The organism is Pseudomonas sp. 9Ag, from assembly GCF_902506445.1.
Taxonomy (GTDB): domain Bacteria; phylum Pseudomonadota; class Gammaproteobacteria; order Pseudomonadales; family Pseudomonadaceae; genus Stutzerimonas; species Stutzerimonas stutzeri_AB.
Genome location: NZ_LR733836.1, coordinates 774,289 through 797,069, shown reverse-complemented (window position 1 = coordinate 797,069; position 22,781 = coordinate 774,289). Strand labels below are relative to the sequence as shown.

The window sequence follows — 22,781 nt, the reverse complement described above, 5'->3', positions numbered from 1 at the left end:
GTGACATGACTGACGCAACGACCTACCAGAACTACATCGACGGCGCCTTTGTCGCCTGCGACAACCTCATCGAGGTACGCAACCCGGCCACAGGCGCGGTGCTGTCCCGCGTGCCGGAATCCGACGCCGCCACCGCCGAACGCGCCATCGCCGCCGCCCGCGCTGCGCAGAAAGCCTGGAGCCAGAAGCCCGCCGTCGAACGCGCGGGTTACCTGCGCGCCATCGCCAGCAAGATCCGCCAGAACGCCGAGCGCCTGGCCCGGGTCATCACCGAGGAAGGCGGCAAGATCCAGAGCCTGGCGCTTGTCGAAGTCAACTTTACCGCCGATTACCTCGACTACATGGCCGAGTGGGCGCGCCGCATCGAAGGCGAGATCATCACCAGCGACCGGCCGGGCGAGAACATCTTCCTGTTCCGCAAACCGCTGGGCGTGGTCGCCGGCATCCTGCCGTGGAACTTCCCCTTCTTCCTGATCGCCCGGAAGATGGCCCCGGCGCTGGTGACCGGCAACACCATTGTCATCAAGCCCAGCGAGGAGACGCCGAACAACTGCTTCGAATTCGCCAAGCTGGTGGCCGAGACCGACCTGCCCAAAGGCGTGTTCAACGTGGTCTGCGGCAGCGGCGCGGGCGTCGGCAGTGCCCTGACCACCAGCGACAAGATCGACATGATCAGCTTTACCGGCAGCGTCGGTACTGGCCAGCGGATCATGGCCGCCGCTGCGCAGAACGTCACCAAGCTCAACCTGGAGCTGGGCGGCAAGGCCCCGGCAATCGTGATGAACGACGCGGACCTGGACCTCGCCGTTACCGCCATCCGCGCCTCGCGCATCATCAACACCGGGCAGGTCTGCAACTGCGCCGAGCGGGTCTACGTGCAGCGCGGTGTCGCGGACCAGTTCATCGAGCGCATTGCCGGTGCCCTGGCCGAAACGCGCTATGGCGACCCGATAGCCCAGGCGGACGTGGAGATGGGCCCGCTGATCAACGAGGCCGGGTTGCGCAAGGTCGAGCAGATGGTGCGCACTGCGCAGAGTCAGGGCGCGCAGCTGATTACAGGCGGCGCCGTTGCGGACCTGGGCAACGGCTTCCACTACCAGCCGACGCTGCTCGCCAACTGTTCGCACGACATGGAGATCATGCGTAAGGAAGTCTTCGGCCCGGTGCTGCCGGTGCAGATCATCGACGACCTGGACGAAGCCATCGCCCTGGCCAACGACTGCGAGTACGGCCTCACCTCATCCATCTACACCCGCGATCTCTCCACCGCGATGAAGGCGGCCGCAGGCTTGGACTTCGGCGAGACCTACATCAACCGCGAGAACTTCGAGGCGATGCAGGGCTACCACGCCGGGGTGCGCAAATCCGGCATCGGCGGTGCCGATGGCAAGCACGGGCTGTACGAGTACACCCATACCCATGCGGTGTACATACAGAGCTGAGTGACCTGAGGTGACCAAGAACCCCGCACCGGCGGGGTTCTTGCTATTCGGCCGAGCAATCGGCCAGCCCACCGAAACTACCGAGTCGCCAGCGCAGCTTCACCTGCGTGGCGCAGTGAGCCCGTAACGGTGCAACTTGCGATAGAGCGTGGCGCGGTTGATGCCAAGGGAACGCGCCGCCGACGTGACGTTGCCGCCGTGCTGTTCGAGTGTCGCTTGCAAATGGGCCGCTTCGGCAGCGTCGCGGGTCGTCTCCAGCGACTGCGCAACGGATGACCGCTCTGCCAGCACCGCCATGATCTCTGGCGGCAGGCAATCGAGACCGATCACCCCGTCGTCCGCCAGCGCGACGGCACAGCGCAGCACATTGATCAGTTGGCGCACGTTGCCGGGCCATCGGTAATCGGCCAGCCGCTCCATCGCTTCGGCGGTCAGCTCGACCTGTTCATCACCGGCCTCGCGTCCTAGAACGCGACGGATCAGCGCGGCGCGATCCGCCCGGTCGCGCAAAGCGGGCAGCCTGACCGTCAAGCCGTTGAGTCGGTAATACAGGTCCTCACGGAACTCGCCAGCGGCCACCATGGCGGGCAGGTCACGGTGCGTCGCGCAGACCAGCTGCACATTCAGCGACACCGGCGTGGCGGCGCCCAGCGGCACCAGCTCCCGCTCGGCCAGTACGCGCAGCAGGCGCGTCTGCAAGTGCGCCGGCATATCGCCAATCTCGTCGAGAAACAGCGTCCCGCCATTGGCCTGTTCCAGCTTGCCCTTCATCCCCTGCCGGCTGGCGCCGGTAAATGTCCCGGCGCGGTAGCCGAACAGCTCGCTCTCGATCAGCGACTCCGGAATCGCCGCGCAGTTGAGCGCAACGAAGGGCCCCTTGGCGCGCACGCTGCCCTGATGGATCGCCCGCGCAAAGGCTTCCTTGCCGGTGCCGGTCTCGCCGGTCAGCAGCAATGAAATATCCCGATCGAGCACGCGCCGCAGCTTCTGGACGGAGCGTTGCAGGCCTGGGTCCTCCCCGGCCAAGTCTTCAAGCGTAGGCTCTACCGGAATGACGTTCAGGCCGCGCTCGCTTCTGGCGCGCGGCGCGGGGGTCGACGGCATACGTAGCGTGACCTCCAGCGCGGACCCTCCGGCCAGCCGTAACGATGCGCTGCGCTGGCCACCGTGCGTCAGGGTGATCAGCTCATCCAGTGACATGGACAGGACATCCTGAACCGCCTCCCCCACCAGCGCGTTCTCATGGCCCGAGGCCATGAAGGCGGCGCGATTGGCGCCGAGGATCCGGCCTGCCGCATCGAGCGCCAGCAACCGCTCATTACCCAGGTCACCGGCATCGCCGCCCAGAGTCAGCATGGCGCAAGTGGCATAGCGCTGGTGGAAACTGGCGTTTTCGATGAGCCGGGCGTACAGGCTCACCAACTGCAGCGTCAGGTACTGCGCCTGCTTCGGCCCGCCACTGTTGAGGCACGAGGCATTGAGACAGCCCAGCAACGCACCCTGTGGATCGAACAGCGGCGCTACCGAGCAACTCAACATGGCGTTGCTGCTGAGAAAGTGCTCGTCCCGATGGATGATCAGCGGCTGGCCCGCTGCCAGCCCCGTACCGATGCCGTTGGTCCCTACCAGCGACTCGTCCCAGCAACTGCCGACCACCAGCCCAGAATCGGCATAGGGGCTGTACTGCCCGGGCAGCCGCGCGTCGAGCGTGATACCGCGGCGGTCACTGAGCAGCACCGCGAACCCGGCAGGATTCAGACGCCGCGACAGCCCTTCCATGCCCTGGCTCGCGATGGCCAGAAAGTCATGGTGCTCTTCCTGATGCAGACGGATCTCGTGATGCTCAAGCTGAACGTGGGCGGCAGGTTGAGCCGGGTCAAGTCCGTGCTCGTGGACACTGCGGTACCAGGATTCGGCAATCAGCCGATCCGGGTTGGATCCTCGGTCGGCAAAGTGCGTGGCAACGAATGCAGAGAGTTCGGTTGAAAGCTCTGATGGCGGACGCGCGATCATGCGGGACTCCAGACAAGGCGCCGAGTCGGGCCTTGCGTAATTGTTCGTATCGACTTGAGAACAGCCAAAATCTAGCCTAGCACGGCCACTTCAGGCCGGGCCGCCGCCTGCCGGATTGCGGTCTTTAAGGTGGCCGTTTCGTTGATTGAGCTTCGTGGCGCTGAGAGGCTTGCGTGTTGACGCTGGGGAGGAGCAGATATCGGCCTAGAAGTGGACAGTCAGCCCAAAAAATATCTCTTTCACCTTTTGGTTGCGCGAAGCGCTTACGCAGAACGACCTCGGCAGTAAGCAGTGCTGAGTTGCTGCCATATCCAAGAGCGGCCCGTCGAAAAAAAACCAACGAAACTGGACCTAATCAGAGAACACGAATATTGGCGTCACATTCTCAATTGACATTTGAGACGATCGGTCTAATATCAGCGCCATGACTATAGTTAAGACTCATGCCCGCCGAGGTCGTCCGCCTAATGCCCAAAGAGAGCATGGGGACACTCGCGAGCTGCTACTGCGTTGCGGCATGGAGATATTCGCCGAACAGGGCTTTGCAGCTACGGGCATCGACGCAGTGCTGAAGCGGGTTAGCGTGCCCAAAGGCTCGTTCTATCATTACTTTGATAGTAAGGAAGCCTTCGGGCAGGCGGTGTTGCAGCGCTATGCGGATTATTTTGGTCGCAAACTGGATCGTTGGCTGCTGGACGAGACGGAGCTCCCGCTTCGCCGCATACGCCATTTTGTCGACGACGCCAAGGAGGGCATGAAAAAGCACGAATTCCGCCGAGGCTGTCTGGTCGGCAATCTCGGTCAAGAGGTCATTGTTCTACCTGAGAGTTTCCGCAACGAGCTGGAGAATATTCTGCTCGACTGGCAAAGGCGTCTGGCGGATTGCTTACGTCAGGCGGCGAGCCAGCGGCAAATATGCCTAAGCAGTAACTGCGATGATCTCTCTGCATACTTCTGGATTGGTTGGGAAGGTGCCGTAATGCGCGCCAGGCTGGTACGGGATGCGGCGCCGTTGGAGGTCTTCGCCGCTGGGTTTCTCGCTGGCATCACTAGGTAGAGTTTTTTCGACAATTAATAGACGATCGGTCTAAATTAGGAGCTGATGATGTTTAAGGCAATTCTTATTGAAAAAGATGCAGAGGCTTATCGGGCTCGCTTGACTGACCTTGATGAAGCGCAGCTCCCTGAAGGTGATGTAACCGTTCGGGTGGCCTACAGCACGCTGAACTACAAGGATGGGCTAGCCATCAGCGGTGGCAGTCCAGTTGTGCGTCAGTTTCCGATGGTGCCCGGTATTGATCTGGCCGGAACCGTGGAAGCCAGCAGCAACCCTCACTACAAGATCGGCGACCGGGTTCTGCTCAACGGCTGGGGTGTGGGCGAAGGGCACTGGGGTGGGTTGGCCCAGAAGGCCAGGCTACGAGCTGAATGGCTGATCCCGTTGCCCGAGGCATTGAGCGAACGCCAGGCAATGGCAATCGGAACCGCAGGCTACACAGCAATGCTTTGCCTGTTAGCGCTGGAACGCCAAGGTGTGACGCCGGAGCGTGGTGAAGTGCTGGTTACAGGCGCCAATGGAGGAGTTGGCAGCTTTGCCATCGCGCTGTTAGCGCGTAAAGGTTATTCGGTCATTGCAGCTACGGGGCGTCCGGCCGAAGCGGATTACCTGAAGCGCTTGGGCGCAACAACCATCATTGATCGCAATGAATTGTCCAATCCCGGGCGTGCTTTGGCAAAAGAGCGTTGGGCTGCGGCTATCGACTCAGTAGGCAGCCACACGCTGGCCAACGTATGCGCAGGCACACGCGCAGACGGGGTGGTCGCTGCGTGCGGTTTGGCCCAAGGCATGGACTTCCCAGCGACCGTGGCGCCCTTCATTCTGCGTGGGGTTAGCCTGATTGGTATCAATAGCGTCACTCGTCCCTACAACGAACGTGTGGAGGCCTGGGGCCGCCTGTGCACCGACCTGGACCTATCGATATTGGATGAAATAACCCATGAAATTGGCCTGACTGAAGCCATACCGGTTGCACACGAGTTACTCGAAGGCAGAGTCCGGGGGCGTGTGGTGGTTGATGTAAACCGGTGAGCACCAGATAACTGCCCTCACCATTTACAGATCGCATTTTTTATAACGGAGCCGCCACCTTTTAGCTGCGCCAAGAGTTGACTGCCGTGGATGTGCAGCGCTCTTGCCAGGCGATTCGTTCCTGCTGGCGGTCTCGCGGCGCGAGCCCAAGCGGGATGACGACCCACCTCCGCCGAGGGCAGCAAATCCAGCCGCTCGGACTGAATTTGCTTGGCTTGGAACGTTGCCGAGAAAGGCGACCCAAGCCAGCCAACATCCGGGCGCGCTCAGCGAACAAAAGCGGGATCAACCCGAGCCGCCATTGATCCCCAGAACCCCGTTGACGTCCCGCTTCATGCCGGTGCTACATTGCTCGTCCACAGCCGCACAACCAACCCCACTTAGCGAGGGACTCATGCTCAACCATGTAATGGTCGGTTCGAATGATATTGAACGGTCAAAGCGGTTCTACGACGCCGTGCTCGGCCTACTCGGCGCAGGTGAGCCGATCCGTAACACCGGGCCTACCGGGCACACCCGCCTCTTCTACCGACACGATGGCAGCCTCTTCGGTATTACCGAACCCATCAACGGTGAAGAAGCGACGGTCGCCAATGGCGGCACGATTGGTTTCAAGTGCAATTCGGCCGAGCAGGTCCAGGCGTTCCACGACATCGGTGTGGCCCATGGCGGCACAACTTGCGAAGATCCACCGGGGCTGCGCGAAAGCAGCCTAGGCGCGATGCATCTGGGCTATGTGCGCGACCCTGATGGCAACAAGCTGTGCGCCATCTACCGCGCGCCATAATCTACACTGCACCGCACAACCAAGAGCGGCGCCACCGTTGAACGTCTATGCGCTGCACCCCGGCTGCGGCGCATGAACGCTGATAAGACGGCTGCGTTCCGGGGCCCTCCATCCAGACGCACAAGCGCCCTGATAAGCCTTGAAACGAGCCCGCTAGCGCGGGCTTTGTTTCGCCTGACTTAAGAGCGGGCTACCTGCTCTGACCTGGGTCGCCAGCAGCAAACCGGCGAAAATCAGTCCGCCACCAATCCAGTGGAACAGCTGCAAGCCTTCCCCCAGCAGCAGCCAACCGAGTATCGCAGTGAAAACCGGCATCAGATAAGTCGCCATTGCCGCTTTGGCTGCGCCAACGGTTTTGACGCCGTGGTTCCAGGACAGATACGCAATCAGCGAGGCGAAGACCGCTGTGTAGGCGATGACGCTGAGGTTGGTCAAACTCGGTGTGAAACCGCCGCCCTGGCTGTATTCGAACAGGTAGAACGGCAGGATCAGCGGCGTACCGATTGCCATCAACACGCCTAGCAGCGTTAACGGCGGAACTTGGAGAAAGCTGCTCCAGCGTCGCAGCGACAGGGTGTACAGCGCCCATACCAGCACGGCCACGAGCATGATGAGATCGCCCGTCTTGAACGCCAGATTCGCAAACGCATCCCAGCTGCCGCGGCTGATCAGATAGACCAATCCGCAGGCGGCGATGGCCATGCCGAACCAGGCGCGACGGGCGGGCCACTCACCCAGCAACAGGCCACCGCCAATAAAGGTGAACAACGGCAGACAGGTGTTGACCAGGGTGAGGTTGATGGCTTCGGTGCTTTGCGCAGCAGAGTACAGCAGCGAGTTGTAGCTGCTGATGCCCAGCGCCGCGACCACCAGCAAGCGCCAGCCGGCTGCGCGAAGCGTGGCGCGATGCGTCCAGATGGAGCGCACCACGAATGGCAGCAACAGACAGGTCGCCAGCGTCCAGCGCCAGAACGCGAGGGTCAGCGGTGGGATCGCCTCATGAAAGGCGCGCGCCACCAGAGCATTTCCGCTCCAGCAGAGCACAGCGAGCAACAGACCGGCGAAGGCCCATCCCTGACGCGACGCCATCAGACGGGCTGACGCGTGCGAAGGCGGTACTGCGGCGGCAGCTGGTCAAGACCGCTGATGGTGACGTTGAGGTTCTTCCAGATACCGTCCCTGATGCCGTAGATGCAGCCGTGCACGGACAGCGGCTGACCGCGGTGCCAGGCGTTCTGGACGATGTTAGTGTGGCTGACGTTGGCGACCTGCTGGATGACGTTGAGCTCGCAGAGGCGATCCACCTGCGCTTCTTCAGTCGGGAAGCTGGCGATGTGCTCGCGGTGCTCGTAATAGAGATCGCGGATGGTGCGCAGCCAGCCGTCGATCAGCCCGAGCTGGTCGTCACGCATCGAAGCGCGAACACCGCCGCAGCCGTAATGGCCGGTGACGAGGATATGCCGCACCTTGAGCACGTCCACCGCGTACTGGATCACCGACAGACAATTGAGGTCGGTGTGCAGGACGACATTGGCGACGTTGCGGTGAACGAACAGATCGCCGGGCAGCAGGCCGACAATTTCGTTGGCCGGTACGCGCGCATCCGAACAGCCGATCCAGAGATATTCCGGCACCTGCTGCTTGGCCAGTTTGGTGAAGAAGGTCGGGTCTTCCTCGATGATCGCTTCTGCCCAGCGCGCGTTGTTCTCGAATAACTGTTGAAGCTCGTTGCTCATCGCCTGCCCCTTCCATTCCGACACGCACGTTACGAACCGGTCGGCGTTTTGACAAGCACGCAGACCGGTACGTCACAGCATTAGACAGTGAACAACGGATTCGCCTGGACTTCGGCTCGTGGGCGGGAAGAAAAGGCGCGCAAGTCCCGCAGGAAATTGTCGCGCCAGGCATCCAGGTCAGCGGCACGTATCGCCCGCATCATGTGCTCATAGCGATCCTTGCGCTCGGTCAGCGACATGCGCATCGCGCGGTCCAGCGCCTCGGCCATGCCGATGCAATCGTAGGGGTTGATGATCAACGCCGAGGTCAGTTCCCGAGCGGCGCCGGCAAAGCGTGAAAGCACCAGTACTCCGGGGTCTTCCGGGTCCTGGGAGGCGACGAATTCCTTGGCAACCAGATTCATGCCATCGCGCAGAGGTGTAACGAAGCCGATGTCTGACTGCCGAAACAGGCCCATCAAGGCGCGACGGTCATGGCTTTTGTTGAGGTAGTGCAACGGCGTCCAATCCAGATCGGAGAGCCAACCGTTGATGTGTCCGGCCTGGCTTTCCAGCTGCTGCCTGATCGCCTGATAGGTCTTCACATCCGAGCGAGATGTTGGCGCGATCTGGATGAACTCCACCGCACGCCGATGCTCCGGGTAGCGCTCAAGGAACGCCTGGTAGGCCATGAAACGCTCCACTAGCCCCTTGGAGTAATCCAGCCGGTCAACGCTGACGATCTTCTTGCGATCCACATCCGTGGTGCGCCGCATGGGCTTGGTGCGGCCCTTGTAGGACTCGGCGAGATCCTGAATCTCATCCGGCACCACGCCGATGGGATAGACCCCGGCGCGGAAGTTCTGACCATAAGCCGTCAAGCTGCCATCCGACTCAAGAATGCCGCGCACCTCGCGGGTCATGTAGTCCTGAAACGCAAGCCGATCAGTCTCGGTCTGGAAGCCGATAAGGTCATAGAAGCAGAGCGTCTTGAGCAGCTCGTTGTGCGGAGGAATGACGGTGAGAATCTCCGGTGGCGGGAACGGAATGTGAAGAAAGAAGCCAATACGGTTGCGAATGCCCAGCTGGCGGCAGGCTTCGGCGAAAGGAATCAGGTGGTAGTCATGGATCCAGATGATGTCGTCAGGCTTGAGATGGGGCTTGAGCTTTTCCGCCAACATGCCGTTGACCCGCCTGTAGCCCTCGTACTCCTGCCGGTTGTAGCGCGCCAGGTCGATCCGGTAGTGAAAGATGGGCCACAGCGTGGCATTGGAAAACCCACGGTAATACTGATCGTAGTCCTGCTTGGTCAGGCCCAGCGTGACGTAGGTGATGTTACCGACGGTCTCGGTGCTGGTTTGCGGGGAGCTGCTCACGTCCCCGCTCCAGCCAAACCAGATACCCCCGGCCTGGCGCAACGCGTCATGCACGCCCACTGCAAGCCCGCCAGCAGCGACCTTCCCCGCCTTGATCGGCGCTACGCGGTTAGAAACCACTACTAGTCGGCTCATGCTAGTTCTCGCTTCAATCTGGTTTTATTGGATGTTACTGCGGCTCCAGCAGCGTGCTTTGCAACCGGTCCAGCCAGGCGGCAACAGCCTCTACTGATTCCAGCCGCTGCGTGGCTTCGGTCGCTCCGCTGCCCACCTTGATCGAGACCCCGCCCAGCTCATTAACCACCGTGAAGCCAGCTTCATCGGTCAAATCATCACCAATGAAGACCGGCGTCCGCCCGGCAAATGGCGCCTCCTGCATGAAGGTACGGATGACTTCTCCCTTGCTGGCGCCGCGAGGCTTGAGCTCGAATACGCACTTGCCAGGCTGAAGCGCCAGCACCTCACCATAACGGGAGACAAAATCTTCGGCCACGTGACGCGCTGTCTCTTCCAGCTCAGGGGCCAGGCGGAAATGCAGGGCAAAGGCGACGCCCTTGTTCTCCAGCGACAGGCCTGGATGCTCGGCACATGCCTGCGCCAGCTCGCGCTGAATGGCATCGAGCACCTCGTTATCGAGAGCCAGGTTTTGCAGCTCCCCGGTCGCGGTACGGCGCTCGGCGCCGTGCACACCGGCTGCTGGCAGCTGTAGAGGAGTGAGCAGCGCATCGAGCTGGCTGATTGGCCGGCCTGACACGACTGCAACAGGAATGCCGCTGGCGCTCAGCTGTTCCAGCGCGGCCAGCGAACGAGGCGGGATGAAAACGAGTTCTGGACGCGACTGGATATCAGCGAGCGTGCCATCGACATCGAAGAAAAAAGCGCAGCGCCGAGTCTCTAGCTCGGGTTGATCATCTTGTTTACTCATGTAGCTGGGACCCCCGATCAACGGTGGTGGTTCGCGTTTTTTTATCGCGGCTGCCGCCTGCAATTCAACAAGCACAGCCACTGCAGCTTGGTTCATAAAGCCGAAACCGGCCAGCGGCCGGCCTGAATCTTCACATCGCCACCGGGTCACAACCTGCAAGACCAGAGTTCTAGCAGGAGGTTGTCATGAACGATTCCAAGCCCTACACCCCCAAGGAAATCGACACTACCGAGGACCGCATGGGTTCCATCGAGCAGCTCGATTTCGACCAGCATCGGGACGATCGTAAAGGCCGCATTGGAGATGAAGTGCCTGCCGAAGAACTTGAGGACGAGTTTCCGCCAGAGCGCGTAGCCGAAGCCGGCATGACGACTGGCGAAGTACCTGGCGGGCAGACCACCATGGACGACATGGCGCCAGAGACGCTGATTCCTGACGATGGCTCTCGCTCACCGCACGAACGTGGTCATGGCGGGCCGGCCGATCAGGAGCTGAGTGAAGTTTCGGAGCATCGCATCGGTGCCGATGTCGACCTGGATGAGGCCGAAGCGGGCCGCTCCGACCCACTGGACGGTAAGCCGTGGGACGGCCCGGCAGATGGTGACCCGGACACCGGTCTTGGCGGCGGCGACGGCGTGCTGCATGAAAATGACAATGTGATGGACGACGACGAACTCGGCGGCGACGCACCGCTGGATTCTGGCCGGGACAAGGCCCCGGGGCAGTAGCGTCTACAAAGCTGCCTGCCATACGCAATGGATGCATGGCGATAAAAGAAGGCCCGACTCTTTTGGAGTCGGGCCTTCTTGCCTCAGACCTTCGCTGCTCAGTCGATCAACGTACAGGCCATCACCAGCGCATCCTCGCGGCCCTCGGCGGACGGGTAGTAACCACGGCGGCGCCCGACCTCGTTGAAGCCATAACGCTCGTACAGGCGGTAAGCCGAAGTATTGCTCGCGCGCACCTCAAGGAAGCACTCGCGCCCGCCACGCTCGTGAGCCCGTTGCATCAGATGTTCCAGAAGCCGCAAACCAAGTCCGTGGCCCTGACTCTGTGGCTTGACCGTGATGTTGAGCAGATGCGCTTCGTCGAGAATGACGTTGATCACGCCATGACCGACCTGCTGCTCGCCCTCGAACATCACCCAACACTCATAGGCGGTGAGCGCATCGGTGAAGATGCCGCGGGTCCAGGGATGGCTGAAGGCCGCGTATTCGATTTTCAGCACGGTTTCGATATCCGCCGCAGTCATCGGGCGGAAGCTCACTGCATCACTCATGAACACTACTCGTGGACCCACTCAAACCAGTCACCCAGCGCGGCATGCTGCGGCGCATGGCTTTCCACAGCTGCGCCTTGCTGCCGGGCTGCTCCATCAACTGCTCCAGCCCCGGTATGGTCAACGCAACGCCCAGGCCTTCAATGGTCAACTCGCGGTAGCAGGCGTCCGCCTCGACTTCGCCAGCAAACCGCAGCGCGGGCGAACCGACCAACCAGAGGCAGGCACACCCCATACCCTCGAGCTCAGCGGCAACCACGCCTTGCACATAGTCGCGCGCGGCCTCTGCACCTTGATCAAGGCTGCCGCGATGGAGCAGCGGCCAGCGAATCGGCTCACCGTCACCGACTTGCTGCGGGCTGTCCGGCAGCCTGGCGGCGCGCAACAGGTCCTTCAGCAAGATGTAAGCCGGATCGCGGCTCTGGAAGGACTCCCCGGTGGGCAGCTCGACCAAGAGCAAGACATTGCCCGCACGCAACAACTGCAAGGCGAAGCGAGGTGGCGGTACGGCAACTTTCTGCTCGGCGGCGACCGCTTGCGCCTCGCCAGTCTTGGCGGCTGACTTTTTTGGCTCAGGCATGGCGACCCGCGACATGACCGAGCGAACCGCATCCGCAGCCGGACTCGCCGAAGCTGCCGCTGCCGGCGCTATTGCCTCAGGTGCCGCAAGGGTCGGTTGTGGCGCCGAGCCAGGCTCGACGACTGGCGCGGCCTCTTCTTCCGCCTCGAAGAACTGCAACAGTTCCGGCCGCGAAGGCGCGGCAAACGGCAGCTCGGCGCGCGGCAGCCAGGTGGTGATCTGCATGGCATCGAGAAAGGCCCGACGCCGACTTTCGGTAATCAAACCCCGGCCACCTGCGGATGAGCCTTGGCGCCAACCTGCATCAGATTCAGCGCATTGAGGTAGGCCTTGGCCGAGGCGACGACGATATCGGTGTCGGCACCGTTGCCATTGACGATGCGCCCGCCCTTCTCCAGCCGCACCGTGACCTCGCCTTGCGAGTCGGTGCCCTTGGTGATGGCGTTGACCGAATACAGCTGAAGCGTCGCGCCCGAATTGGCTATCGACTCGATGGCCTTGAAGGTCGCATCGACCGGTCCCGAACCCTGTCCGGACGCGACCTGCTCATTGCCGTCCACGCTCAGTACAAGCTTGGCGTCCGGCACTTCGCCGGTCTTGCTCGCCACCTCCAGGGTGACCAGTTTGAAATGCTCCTGCACGTCCTCGGCCAGCGTGTCGGACACCAGCGCCTGCAAATCCTCGTCGAAGATCTCGTGCTTCTTGTCCGCCAACTCTTTGAAGCGGGCAAAAGCCGCGTTCAGCTCGCCCTCGCCCGGCAGGACGATGCCCAGCTCCTCGAGCCGCGAACGGAACGCAGCGCGCCCCGAGTGCTTGCCCATCACCATCTTGTTGGCGTTCCAGCCCACCGATTGCGCGGACATGATTTCGTAGGTTTCGCGGTGCTTGAGCACGCCATCCTGATGGATGCCGGACTCATGGGCAAAGGCATTGGCACCCACGATGGCCTTGTTCGGCTGCACCGGAAAGCCGGTGATTCCGGAGACCAGACGCGAGGCGCTGAGGATGTGTTCGGTCTCGATCCGGGTGTGCACGTCGAGCAGGTCCTGGCGGGTCTTGATCGCCATGACGATTTCTTCCAGGGCGGCATTGCCGGCGCGCTCCCCAAGCCCGTTGATGGTGCACTCGACCTGGCGAGCACCGGCGACTACCGCGGCAAGCGAGTTGGCGACTGCCAGACCCAGGTCGTTGTGGCAATGCACGGAAAACACAGCTTTATCCGCGTTGGGAATACGCTCGAGCAGCTGGCGGATGGTCTCGGCATACTGATGCGGAATGGCGTAGCCGACAGTGTCCGGGATATTGATCGTACGTGCGCCTGCGTCGATGGCCGCCTCGATGATGCGGCACAGGAAATCGATTTCCGACCGCCCGGCGTCCTCACAGGAGAACTCCACATCGGCGCAGAGGTTGCGCGCTTTGGTCACCGCCCGAACGGCCTGCTCGACCACTTGGTCCGGCTGCATGCGCAGCTTGTACTGCATATGAATCGGGCTGGTGGCGATAAAGGTATGGATGCGTCCGGAGTTGGCCCCAGCGAGTGCCTCGGCAGCGCGTTCGATATCGGCATCAACGGCGCGGGCCAAGCTACAGACGGTGCTGTCCTTAATATGGTCGGCCACGGCTTTGACGGCGGCGAAATCGCCCGGACTGGCGATGGCGAAGCCGGCCTCGATCACGTCCACTTTCAGCCGCTCGAGGGCCTTGGCGATGCGCAGCTTTTCTTCGCCCGTCATGGAGGCGCCGGGGCTCTGCTCACCGTCACGCAGAGTGGTGTCGAAGATGATGACGCGATCATTGCTGCTCATAGGAAGGTCCTCACGGCTGCCAAGCGCCTCTCATGGGGCGCAGTTGTCTGCGGATTGTCGCGTGAAATGAACGGGGCGGGAAGGCACAGCTGCGTTCGTAGAGGAGATGTCGCTTTTACTTCACCACGAAACATGTGTGGTGCTGGCACTGGTGCGTGTGCCATCAACGGCCAAAAACGTCTGTGGAAAACGCTTCGCGGTTTTCCACCCTACGAATGCCAGGCCCCACGTTGATACGTAGGGTGAATGTCGCGTTTTACATCCACCGCCGCGCCGCGGACAAAGTAAAAGGCCCCGCTGCCAGAGCAGCGGGGCCTTTCGTTCTTGCGTGCAACTTGTCGCTGGCTTACTGATCCCAGGCCCGGTCGCCGCGCTCGTCCTTGATCCGAGTCGGCAGGCCCATCGCGTCGAGCAGCTTGAGGAATGGCTGCGCCGGCAATTGCTCGACATTTACCATGCGCCGCGCATCCCACTCTCCACGCGCTACCAGCAGCGCGGCGGCAACTGGCGGTACGCCAGCGGTGTAGGAAATGCCCTGGCTGTCCGTCTCGGCGTAAGCCTCCTCATGGTCGGCCACGTTGTAGATGAACAGCTCGCGCGGCTGGCCGTCCTTCGTGCCTTTGATGAGGTCGCCGATGCAGGTCTTGCCGGTGTAGCCAGGCGCCAGCGAAGCGGGATCAGGCAGCACGGCTTTCACCACCTTGAGCGGCACCACTTCCAGGCCTTCTGCTGTACGTACCGGCTGCTCCGAAAGCAAGCCGAGTTTGTTCAGCACGGTGAAGACATTGATGTAATGGTCACCAAAACTCATCCAGAAGCGGACGTTGGGAACTTCGAGGTGCTTGGAGAGCGAATGCACCTCGTCATGCCCGGTCAGGTAGAGGCTCTGCTCGCCCACGACTGGCAGGTTGTCGGTGCGTTTGACCTCGAACATGCGGTTGGTCGTCCACTGGCTGTTCTGCCAGCTGTAGACCTGACCGGTGAATTCTCGGAAGTTGATTTCCGGGTCGAAATTGGTCGCGAAATATTTGCCGTGCGAACCGGCGTTGACGTCCAGAATATCGATCGACTCTATCTTGTCGAAGTATTCCTGCTGCGCCAGGGCGGCGTATGCATTGACCACGCCCGGGTCGAAGCCAGCGCCCAGAATGGCCGTGACGCCCTTTTCCTGACACTCGGCCAGGTGTTTCCACTCGTAGTTGCCATACCACGGCGGCGTTTCACAAATCTTGTTCGGCTCTTCGTGAATAGCCGTATCGAGATAGGCTGCGCCAGTGTCGATGCAGGCGCGAAGAACGGACATATTGAGGAAAGCCGAACCGACGTTGATGACGATCTGTGATTCGGTTTCGCGAATCAGTGCCTTGGTCGCTTCAACATCCAGTGCATCCAGCGCATAAGCCTTGATTTCGCCGGGCTGCTTCAGGCCGCCCTTGGCCTCTACGCTGTCGATGATGGCCTGGCATTTGGAGATGCTGCGCGACGCGATGGCAATACGACCGAGTTCGTCGTTGTGCTGCGCGCATTTGTGGGCCACCACCTTGGCGACACCTCCTGCCCCAATGATAAGAACGTTCTTCTTCAATTTCTTTTGATACCCCTTTTTAGCTGCCGGCCTCAGGAAAGGCTGGACAGGTAATCGTCAAAGTTGAATTCGCGAACCACCTCGACGCTGCCGTCGAGCTGCTTTACAACGATGGACGGCATTTTCAGGCCGTTGAACCAGTTTTTCTTGACCATTGTGTAACCCGCTGCGTCGATAAACGACAGCCGATCGCCGATGGTCAGCGGACGATCGAATTGGTACTCGCCGAAGATATCGCCGGCCAGACAGGATTTGCCGCACACCATGTAGCTGTGCTCGCCGTCGTTCGGCGCCATTTTGGCGTTGAGGCGGTAGATCAGCAGATCGAGCATATGCGCCTCGATCGAGCTGTCGACCACCGCAAGATTCTTGCCGTTGTAGAGGGTGTCGAGCACCGTCACTTCAAGCGAGGAGCTAAGGGTGATCGCCGCTTCGCCCGGCTCCAGGTAAACCTGCACACCATACTTCTCGGAGAAGGTTTTCAGGCGGGCGCAGAAGGCATCGAGTGGGTAGTCTTCCCCGGTGAAGTGGATGCCGCCGCCAAGGCTGACCCATTCAACCTGCTCGAGCAGCGAGCCGAAGCGCTCCTCGATGGTGCCGAGCATCTTGTCGAACAGCTCGAAGCTGCCGTTTTCACAGTTATTGTGGAACATGAAGCCGGAGATCTTGCCCATGACCGAGGCGATTTTCTCCGGGTCCCACTCGCCGAGACGACTGAACGGGCGCGCCGGATCGGCGAGCAGATAGTCGGAGCTGCTGACCTGGGGATTCACGCGCAATCCACGAATGGTGCCTTCGGTGGAGGTCTCGAAACGCTCAAGTTGGCCAATGGAGTTGAAGATGATCTTGTCGCAATTGGCGACCATCTCTTCAATTTCATCATCCGCCCAGGCCACGCTGTAAGCGTGGGCTTCTCCTGCGAACTTCTGCCGGCCAAGCTTGAGCTCGTACAGTGAAGACGAAGTAGTACCGTCCATGTACTGCTGCATCAGATCGAAAACCGACCAGGTGGCGAAGCACTTGAGCGCCAGCAGCGCCTTGGCGCCAGACTGCTCGCGTACATAGGCAATCTTTTCCAGATTGCCCAGCAGCTTCTGTTTGTCGATGAGGTAATACGGCGTCTTGATCATGTGTGCGTGCCCCGAAAAGGTCGCCGACAGGAAGCCGACCGCTTCCCGTTTGGAAAAAGGGCGAATTGTGCCGGTAACCAACGCATATCGAAATAGCATTTCGACACTTCGTCGACTTTCATGATGTTCGGTCGCCACGAAATTGCTGGGCTGCAAAGATGCGCGGCAGACTAACCGCAAACGATGACGAACGGGTGAACCGTTGCATTTGCTGACAGGAGTGCCGATCAGAGCGCATCCGATCGTCTCCGCCTGCCATTAAGCCGGCGGGGATGCAGTACAATTTGCGCCTTTTTTCATGGCTGGATTGGCGCCTCGATGATCGAACCCAAGCGCGTACTGCGCGCCCTCGCCGAACACTGGACATTGCTCGAGCCGCTATGCGAGCGCTTCGATGCCGGCACCCTGAGCCTGATCGAACTCCGTCACCAGCTCGCGGCGCAACTGCCGGAAGGAACGCCCACCGACATCACGGCCCTGCTCGATCAATGGATCCGTCTGGATATTCTGGCCCCAGTGGCGAAAAGCCCGAATCGCTTCGAGCTGAACGCACAGATTCATGACTTCCTGGCCTACCTGCGCCGCGAACATCGCCTGGGCCTGTGCCTGGAAATTGAAGCCTATCTGCGTCACCTCGAACGCCTGGCGGGACACATCCAGGACGCCTTCGAGATCCGCGACGGCCAGGACCTGGCCCGCCAGCTGCGCCTGCTCGACATGCGTGTGCGCGATGTACTGAAGAAGCTCGCCAACGACGAGCAGGCGCTGATCGGCGTCGCCGACCGGGCCAAGACCAGCGATCGGCAGATCCCGTTGCGTCAGCGTTACGCCGAGGTCCTGGCGACCTGGGATGAATATGTCGAGCCAATGATTCAGCTGGTCGCGGCTGACGGTGCCTTCGAGCAAGGCGTCTACCGCGTCGAACAGGTGCTGATGAAGCTGCTCGGCGAGCAACAGCGGCTCGGCCAACTGGTCGACGACGATCTGCTGTTACGCACGCATGCGCGGATTCTGGAAATGCAGAGCACCGCCCAGCTGACCCTCCGTCATGCTCGCGAGCTGCTGCTGCCCTTGCGTGAGGAGGCGCGTCGACACAATGCGGTGACCCGTGGTGCCGCGCTGGCGCTGTCGGCCATCCGCAAGAAAGGCCTCGATGCCGTGCCGCAGGCCTCGATGCCGCTGTTCACCCGGCCGCAGAGTACCTTCCTCGGCTCAGCCAGCCAGGTCGAAGCCTACGTCTATGCCCTGGCCCGCTTCGAGCCGAAGCCGGCACAGTTTCCGCGGGCAGGCGGCAAGCGCAAGACTGACGCACCGAGGTCGCCGCTGACGGCGCGTGAGATGCTCGACCGCTGCGAGCAGGCGCTGCCGCTGCCTGACCTGATGCAATGGCTGCTGGAGCAGGAACCGGAAGGCGCGACCGATGAGCTGCTCTACTGGTTCTCGCGTCTGTCCCGCGATGCACGTTTTCAGCGCGACCGCCTGGAGCGGCGCGAGTACCTGACACGCGAGCATCAGGTCAGCCTCAGCTCATTCGCGCTGCTGGCTAATGCCGATTGTTGAGTCTTGTACTGCACGATCAACCTGCCGCCCGTCCCGTTTACCCATTTTCGTGAAAAGCGCTTCGCGGTTTCACACGATGATTGCCTGAGTTGCGTATGAACATCGACCTGAAAGAAATGACCCAGCTGGCGCCGATCTTCCGCGAGCTGTTCAAGGGTTATCACCTGTCGCGCAGCGAGCCCGAGTGCTACGCCCAGCTATCCAACATGCAGGACCAGTACCGCGCGCTGTTCAAGGCGCTCGGCTTCGAACTGGTCTGCGATCCGCGCGGTTTCTACTACTTCGTCCCTGAGCAGATGGGCGCGCAGGTCAACAAGACGGCTCAGCGCCTGGCGTTGTTCACCTTCATCCTGGTCGAACATTTGGCCGATCAGGGTCGCGATCCGCTCGCGGTGCTGGACGGCGGCACCCTCGGCCGTGATGAGCTGCCGGCGCTGCTCGATAAGTACCGCGACCTGTTTCTGCAGGCTGAAGTCACCACGCAGGACGAATTGGAGGAAAAGGTAATCCGCCGCCTGACGCAGCTGGGCTTCGCCGAAGACAGCAACGGCATCTACCGTTTCCTGCCGCCCATGCACCGCTTCCTCGATGTTTGCCTGTCCGTTCAGCAGGACCGCGACCTGGCGGCGAGCCTGCACAGCAATGACCTGCCACTGCCCGCACCACAGCTTATCGCCGAGGAAGAAGAGGAGGACGACATCATTCTTCTCGACCGTGGCCCGGACGATTCCGAAGAAGATGCCCTAGCGCGTGCCATCGCTGAAGAAAAGGAGCTTGAAGCATGAGCCAGGAACGCTACGGCATTCGCCGCTTTGCCCTGCTGAACACCGCAGGCTACAGCCTCGGTATCTTTCCACTGGAAACGCCCCTGTCTGTATACGGCGCTAACAACCTCGGCAAGTCCGCATCGATCAACGCACTGCAGTTTCCGATTCTGGCGCGCATGTCGGACATGAGTTTCGGCAAGTACAGCCTGGAACAGTCGCGCAAGTTCTACTTCGCCAGCGACACCAGCTACATCCTCGTCGAAGTCGCCCTGCCCCATGGCCCGCACGTGATCGGTGTGGCAGGGCGGGGACCGGGTGGTGGCTTCGGCCATCAATTCTTCGTCTATCAGGGCTCGCTGGACCTCGACCACTATCAGCAGAACGGCACCTGCCTGCGCCAACGTGAGCTGTTCGCCAACCTGGAGCACGCCGGCATCAAGGCCTACGAGGCCAAACCGGATGAACTGCGCCGGCTGCTGGTCGGTGGCCATACCGCGATTCCGTTGGACATGACGCTGATCCCGTTGCGCTCGACCAGCGAGCAGAGCCTGAAGACCTTCCGTGCGCTGTTCATCAACCTGCTGCATATGCGCGAGATCACCGCCGCCAAGCTCAAGCAGCTGTTCCTGGACGCCTTCGAGCACAGCCTGCGCTCGGGCAGCGTCGACTATATCGCTGCCACCGAAGAAGCCTTCCGCGACGTTCGCCGGATGGAGCAGGACTATCAAGCACTGGTCGCAGCTGGCCCGCTGGTCGAAGCGCTTGCCGCCGGCGTCGCGCAGCGTGAGTTGTTACGTGGCAAGTTGCATCGTCTGTCCCCCTTGCTCGACTCGCTCCTCGGCACCTGGCAGGACTATGCCGGCGCCCGCAAGGAAGAGCTGGTCATCCAGGCCGAACATTATCGCCGCGAACAAGACGGTTTGCAGAATGAACAGCGTGGCGGTACTGCTGAGCTAATGCGCCTAGAGCGTGAGATCAGCGAGATTCAGCGCTGGCTAGGTGAGCTCTCGGCGTTGAAGAACCGCTTTGCGCTGGTCGAGGATGCCCGCGTACTCGAGCAGCAACTTCTCGCCGCCAAGGATGCTCACGATGAACTTGCTGGCGCGCTCTCCCAAGCGCGCCAGTTCTCCAGCGAAGACCTCGACGAGCGTCTGCGCGACCTGGAAAAGCGCCTCAAGTCGGTCCGGCAGCAACTGGACCATGCAGACAACAACAGCTATTCGCGCCTGCGCGAAGAGTTCTCCCAGGCCGATGTCGATCGTCTGATGCGCCTGTTCAATAGCCAACTGTTCAGCCTGCCCTTGGGTGACAAAGGCATCGCCATGGACGACGGCGATACCTGGGTCAAGTCGCTCGAAGCTGTGCTCGACGGCTTCAAGGGTGAACACTTTGAAGCGCCTGGGCTCTCCATCGACCTGTCCCATATCGAGCCACCTGCCCTGCAGGCGCTGGCCGACCGCACTGCGCTGCGTGATCAGAAGGATCGGTTGGAGCGCGAGTTGAAACAACTCAAGGCCCAGCATTCGGTGGCGGTCGACCGTGCCGCGAGCAAGGCGCAGGCCGAGCAGCTGTATCAACAGGTACTAGACGCTCAGAAAGCGCTGGAAGACTTCCGCCGTTGCCAGACCCTCTCAGCAGAAGAAGACAGCAAGCTCGAGCAGCTGGCCCAGGCGGAGGCGGCGCAGGACGAACTCAAGCGGACCAGCGATGCGTTTACCGAGCGGGTACAACACCTCTCGGCGAAGCTGCAGCTGGTTGGCCGGCAGTTGGCTGATCTCGAAGCCAAGGAACGCACGCTGGAAGACGCACTACGTCGCCGTCAGCTGCTTCCGGCCGACCTGCCTTTCGGCACGCCGTTCATGGACCCAGTGGATGACTCGCTGGATAACCTCCAACCGCTGCTCAACGACTATCAGGACAGCTGGCAGGCGTTGCAGCGCGTCGATGGTCAGATCGAAGCGCTCTACGCCCAGGTACGCCTCAAGGGCGTCGCCAAGTTTGATAGCGAAGAAGACCCCGAGCGTCGGCTTCAACTATTGGTGAACGCGTACGCGCATCGTCAGGATGAAGCCCTGACGCTGGCCAAGGCGCGAAGGGCGGCAGTTACCGACATTGCCCGTACCCTGCGCAACATTCGAAGCGACTACGACAGCCTCGAACATCAGCTGGCGTTGTTCAATCGCGAGATCAACAAGCGCCAGGTGTCGAACCTTGAGAGCTTCCGCATCGTCCTGGCACCGAACAAGGATGCGCTCAAGCATATCGACCAGATCATCCACAGCGCCGGACAATACGAGCAGGGCGAGACGCTGTCGGTGTTCGATCTGCAACAAAGCAGCGAACAGGACAGCAAGAACGAGGAAGCCAAAGAGTATCTGGCGCGCCTGGTTGCCGCAAACAACAACCAGCTGGGGCTGAAGGACCTGTTTGAGCTCGCCTTTGAAATCACCAAAGTTGGAGGTCAGCCGGTAATTCATACCGACATCGACGGCGCGGCATCCAACGGCACGACGATGACGATCAAGGCGCTGACCAACATGTACCTGTTGCTGCACCTAATGGATCGCGAACAGGCCGGACGCATACGTCTACCCTACTATCTTGACGAAGCTGCGGACATCGACGAGCGAAACCAGCAAGCGTTGATCGAAACCAGTTTGCAACTAGGCTTCGTCCCGATTCTGGCATCGGTCAAACCTCAGGTGTCGGCCCATGTAGCCATCGACCTGGAAGGCGGCAGCGGTCCGACTGGCATCTACATAGACGAAGCGGATTGGAAATACATCAAGCGGCGCGAACATGCTGGGCAATCGGATGTAGCAGCTGAGCGAAACGCGGTACGAGAAGCCGAACCGATCAGCTGAAATCTGGGTGGCGAGCCAGTCTGCCGTTGGGATGGGCTGGCTCATTGAACACGGGCGTCTTTCCTGGCGTTCGTAGCCCAGTCCGCGCTGCCTGTCTCTTGTCCGCTAACTGGGCCGGTTAGGCATCCTCGCAAACGAGGTCAGAGTAGCTACGCTATGGTTGCTGGCGACTGGACCGCCCGATACTTTCGCTTCCTTAGTTCGCTTTGGAGCACGCCCTTAGTCTCCCGATAATGGCGCTATCGCTCCGCACAGAGGATCGTCCACGGTGTTCTAAACCTCCTTGTCATCGGCACTTGGGTACCGCGTACTACTGCGCTTGGCCTTGGTCCTCTAAGCGCGCGCCCGCAGCTTGGAGGCTGTATTCGGGCCTTTCCATGCCCCTACGGTTGCGCCTGAAATCATCTGCCCGGTCTGGCCAAACCCACTAACGAGAACTTGGCCAAATGGATCTGGCATGAACTGATGCCGCTACTGCCGGAACTATCGAGAATTCGACTCCACGACACCTGCACAAGTGGTTGCGAGTACCGAGGCGATTGACGCTCGCTTAGACAGCGCGCTCTGCGCGACACGTTGCAGCTAGCAGGGGCTAGTCCCTTCGAGACTGCCCTCTGCCGGCCATGAGCCATCCTCGTATTACTTGCCACGCATTCCGTTGAAGGTCTGACGACGCTCACGCTTGCATCGTGTGATGCGTATCACCGCGCCAAGCCGAGAGAACATGGGTTTTCACTCCCAGGCCTCATTTGATGATGCACCCTTGGCTTGTTCAGTCCAAAGCGTTCAGGCCGCCCTTTCTAAGCGCGCCAATCACGTCATCGCTGCTCGGACTCATTAGCGCTGGCGTCGCTCGTCTCC

18 protein-coding genes and 1 pseudogene are annotated in these 22,781 nt (G+C 61.0%); 9 read left to right on the top strand and 10 right to left on the bottom strand.

Annotation, left to right across the window (positions count from 1 at the left end):
- Nucleotides 1-5: 5 nt before the first annotated feature.
- A complete protein-coding gene (gene aldA, locus ALTERO38_RS03645) occupies nt 6-1,442 on the top strand; it encodes an aldehyde dehydrogenase (RefSeq protein WP_159967311.1) in 1,437 nt (478 codons plus the stop codon).
- Nucleotides 1,443-1,541: 99 nt separating this feature from the next.
- On the opposite strand, the gene ALTERO38_RS03640 is transcribed toward aldA, so the two are convergent.
- Nucleotides 1,542-3,455, bottom strand: coding sequence for a sigma-54-dependent Fis family transcriptional regulator (locus tag ALTERO38_RS03640; RefSeq protein WP_159967310.1), 1,914 nt, complete (start codon nt 3,453-3,455; stop codon nt 1,542-1,544).
- Between the two features lie 424 nt (nt 3,456-3,879).
- Between ALTERO38_RS03640 and ALTERO38_RS03635 the strand changes: the two genes are divergently transcribed.
- The 3 genes from ALTERO38_RS03635 (at nt 3,880) to ALTERO38_RS03625 (ending at nt 6,331) form a co-directional block, all read left to right on the top strand.
- Nucleotides 3,880-4,512 (top strand): TetR/AcrR family transcriptional regulator, encoded by a 633-nt coding sequence (locus ALTERO38_RS03635; protein WP_159967309.1) that lies wholly within the window; start codon nt 3,880-3,882, stop codon nt 4,510-4,512.
- 48 nt (nt 4,513-4,560) lie between these two features.
- Nucleotides 4,561-5,544 carry an MDR family oxidoreductase gene (locus ALTERO38_RS03630; RefSeq protein ID WP_159967308.1) on the top strand — a complete coding sequence of 328 codons (984 nt, stop codon included), beginning with the start codon at nt 4,561-4,563 and terminating at the stop codon, nt 5,542-5,544.
- A gap of 394 nt (nt 5,545-5,938) precedes the next feature.
- On the top strand, nt 5,939-6,331 hold the full coding sequence (locus ALTERO38_RS03625; protein WP_159967307.1) for a VOC family protein: 393 nt from the start codon (nt 5,939-5,941) through the stop codon (nt 6,329-6,331).
- A 153-nt stretch (nt 6,332-6,484) separates the two neighbouring features.
- Here the strand turns inward: ALTERO38_RS03625 and ALTERO38_RS03620 are convergent, their stop codons facing one another.
- The 4 genes from ALTERO38_RS03620 to otsB form a co-directional block, all read right to left on the bottom strand.
- Nucleotides 6,485-7,420 carry a DMT family transporter gene (locus tag ALTERO38_RS03620; RefSeq protein ID WP_159967306.1) on the bottom strand — a complete coding sequence of 312 codons (936 nt, stop codon included), beginning with the start codon at nt 7,418-7,420 and terminating at the stop codon, nt 6,485-6,487.
- The gene (gene can / locus ALTERO38_RS03615; protein WP_102838046.1) at nt 7,420-8,067 is read right to left on the bottom strand and encodes a carbonate dehydratase; all 648 of its coding nucleotides are present in this window, start codon (nt 8,065-8,067) and stop codon (nt 7,420-7,422) included. The genes ALTERO38_RS03620 and can overlap by 1 nt, the downstream gene beginning before the upstream one ends.
- 80 nt (nt 8,068-8,147) lie before the next feature.
- Nucleotides 8,148-9,557: an alpha,alpha-trehalose-phosphate synthase (UDP-forming) gene (gene otsA, locus ALTERO38_RS03610; RefSeq protein WP_159967305.1), complete on the bottom strand. Its 1,410-nt coding sequence runs from the start codon at nt 9,555-9,557 to the stop codon at nt 8,148-8,150.
- A gap of 34 nt (nt 9,558-9,591) precedes the next feature.
- Nucleotides 9,592-10,347 (bottom strand): trehalose-phosphatase, encoded by a 756-nt coding sequence (gene otsB / locus ALTERO38_RS03605; protein WP_159967304.1) that lies wholly within the window; start codon nt 10,345-10,347, stop codon nt 9,592-9,594.
- A gap of 185 nt (nt 10,348-10,532) precedes the next feature.
- On the opposite strand from otsB, the gene ALTERO38_RS03600 reads away from it, so the two are divergent.
- Nucleotides 10,533-11,075 carry a hypothetical protein gene (locus ALTERO38_RS03600; protein ID WP_159967303.1) on the top strand — a complete coding sequence of 181 codons (543 nt, stop codon included), beginning with the start codon at nt 10,533-10,535 and terminating at the stop codon, nt 11,073-11,075.
- Between the two features lie 98 nt (nt 11,076-11,173).
- Here the strand turns inward: ALTERO38_RS03600 and rimI are convergent, their stop codons facing one another.
- The 5 genes from rimI to ALTERO38_RS03575 form a co-directional block, all read right to left on the bottom strand.
- The gene (gene rimI, locus ALTERO38_RS03595; RefSeq protein ID WP_102838049.1) at nt 11,174-11,626 is read right to left on the bottom strand and encodes a ribosomal protein S18-alanine N-acetyltransferase; all 453 of its coding nucleotides are present in this window, start codon (nt 11,624-11,626) and stop codon (nt 11,174-11,176) included.
- A complete protein-coding gene (locus tag ALTERO38_RS03590) occupies nt 11,619-12,470 on the bottom strand; it encodes an energy transducer TonB (protein WP_159967302.1) in 852 nt (283 codons plus the stop codon). The genes rimI and ALTERO38_RS03590 overlap by 8 nt, the downstream gene beginning before the upstream one ends.
- Nucleotides 12,467-14,014: a 2-isopropylmalate synthase gene (locus ALTERO38_RS03585; protein WP_159967301.1), complete on the bottom strand. Its 1,548-nt coding sequence runs from the start codon at nt 14,012-14,014 to the stop codon at nt 12,467-12,469. The genes ALTERO38_RS03590 and ALTERO38_RS03585 overlap by 4 nt, the downstream gene beginning before the upstream one ends.
- Nucleotides 14,015-14,360: 346 nt before the next feature.
- Nucleotides 14,361-15,599 carry a saccharopine dehydrogenase family protein gene (locus ALTERO38_RS03580; RefSeq protein WP_159967300.1) on the bottom strand — a complete coding sequence of 413 codons (1,239 nt, stop codon included), beginning with the start codon at nt 15,597-15,599 and terminating at the stop codon, nt 14,361-14,363.
- Between the two features lie 32 nt (nt 15,600-15,631).
- A complete protein-coding gene (locus ALTERO38_RS03575) occupies nt 15,632-16,729 on the bottom strand; it encodes a carboxynorspermidine decarboxylase (RefSeq protein WP_159969624.1) in 1,098 nt (365 codons plus the stop codon).
- A 318-nt stretch (nt 16,730-17,047) separates the two neighbouring features.
- Between ALTERO38_RS03575 and mksB the strand changes: the two genes are divergently transcribed.
- The 4 genes and pseudogenes from mksB to ALTERO38_RS03555 form a co-directional block, all read left to right on the top strand.
- A complete protein-coding gene (mksB, locus tag ALTERO38_RS03570; protein ID WP_159967299.1) occupies nt 17,048-18,289 on the top strand; it encodes an Mks condensin complex protein MksB in 1,242 nt (413 codons plus the stop codon).
- A gap of 95 nt (nt 18,290-18,384) precedes the next feature.
- The gene (gene mksE, locus ALTERO38_RS03565) at nt 18,385-19,074 is read left to right on the top strand and encodes an Mks condensin complex protein MksE (protein WP_159967298.1); all 690 of its coding nucleotides are present in this window, start codon (nt 18,385-18,387) and stop codon (nt 19,072-19,074) included.
- A complete protein-coding gene (gene mksF, locus ALTERO38_RS03560; protein WP_159967297.1) occupies nt 19,071-21,920 on the top strand; it encodes an Mks condensin complex protein MksF in 2,850 nt (949 codons plus the stop codon). The genes mksE and mksF overlap by 4 nt, the downstream gene beginning before the upstream one ends.
- Before the next feature lie 399 nt (nt 21,921-22,319).
- A pseudogene (locus ALTERO38_RS03555) lies at nt 22,320-22,463 on the top strand (6-pyruvoyl tetrahydropterin synthase family protein); the annotation flags it as partial.
- Between the last annotated feature and the right edge of the window lie 318 nt (nt 22,464-22,781).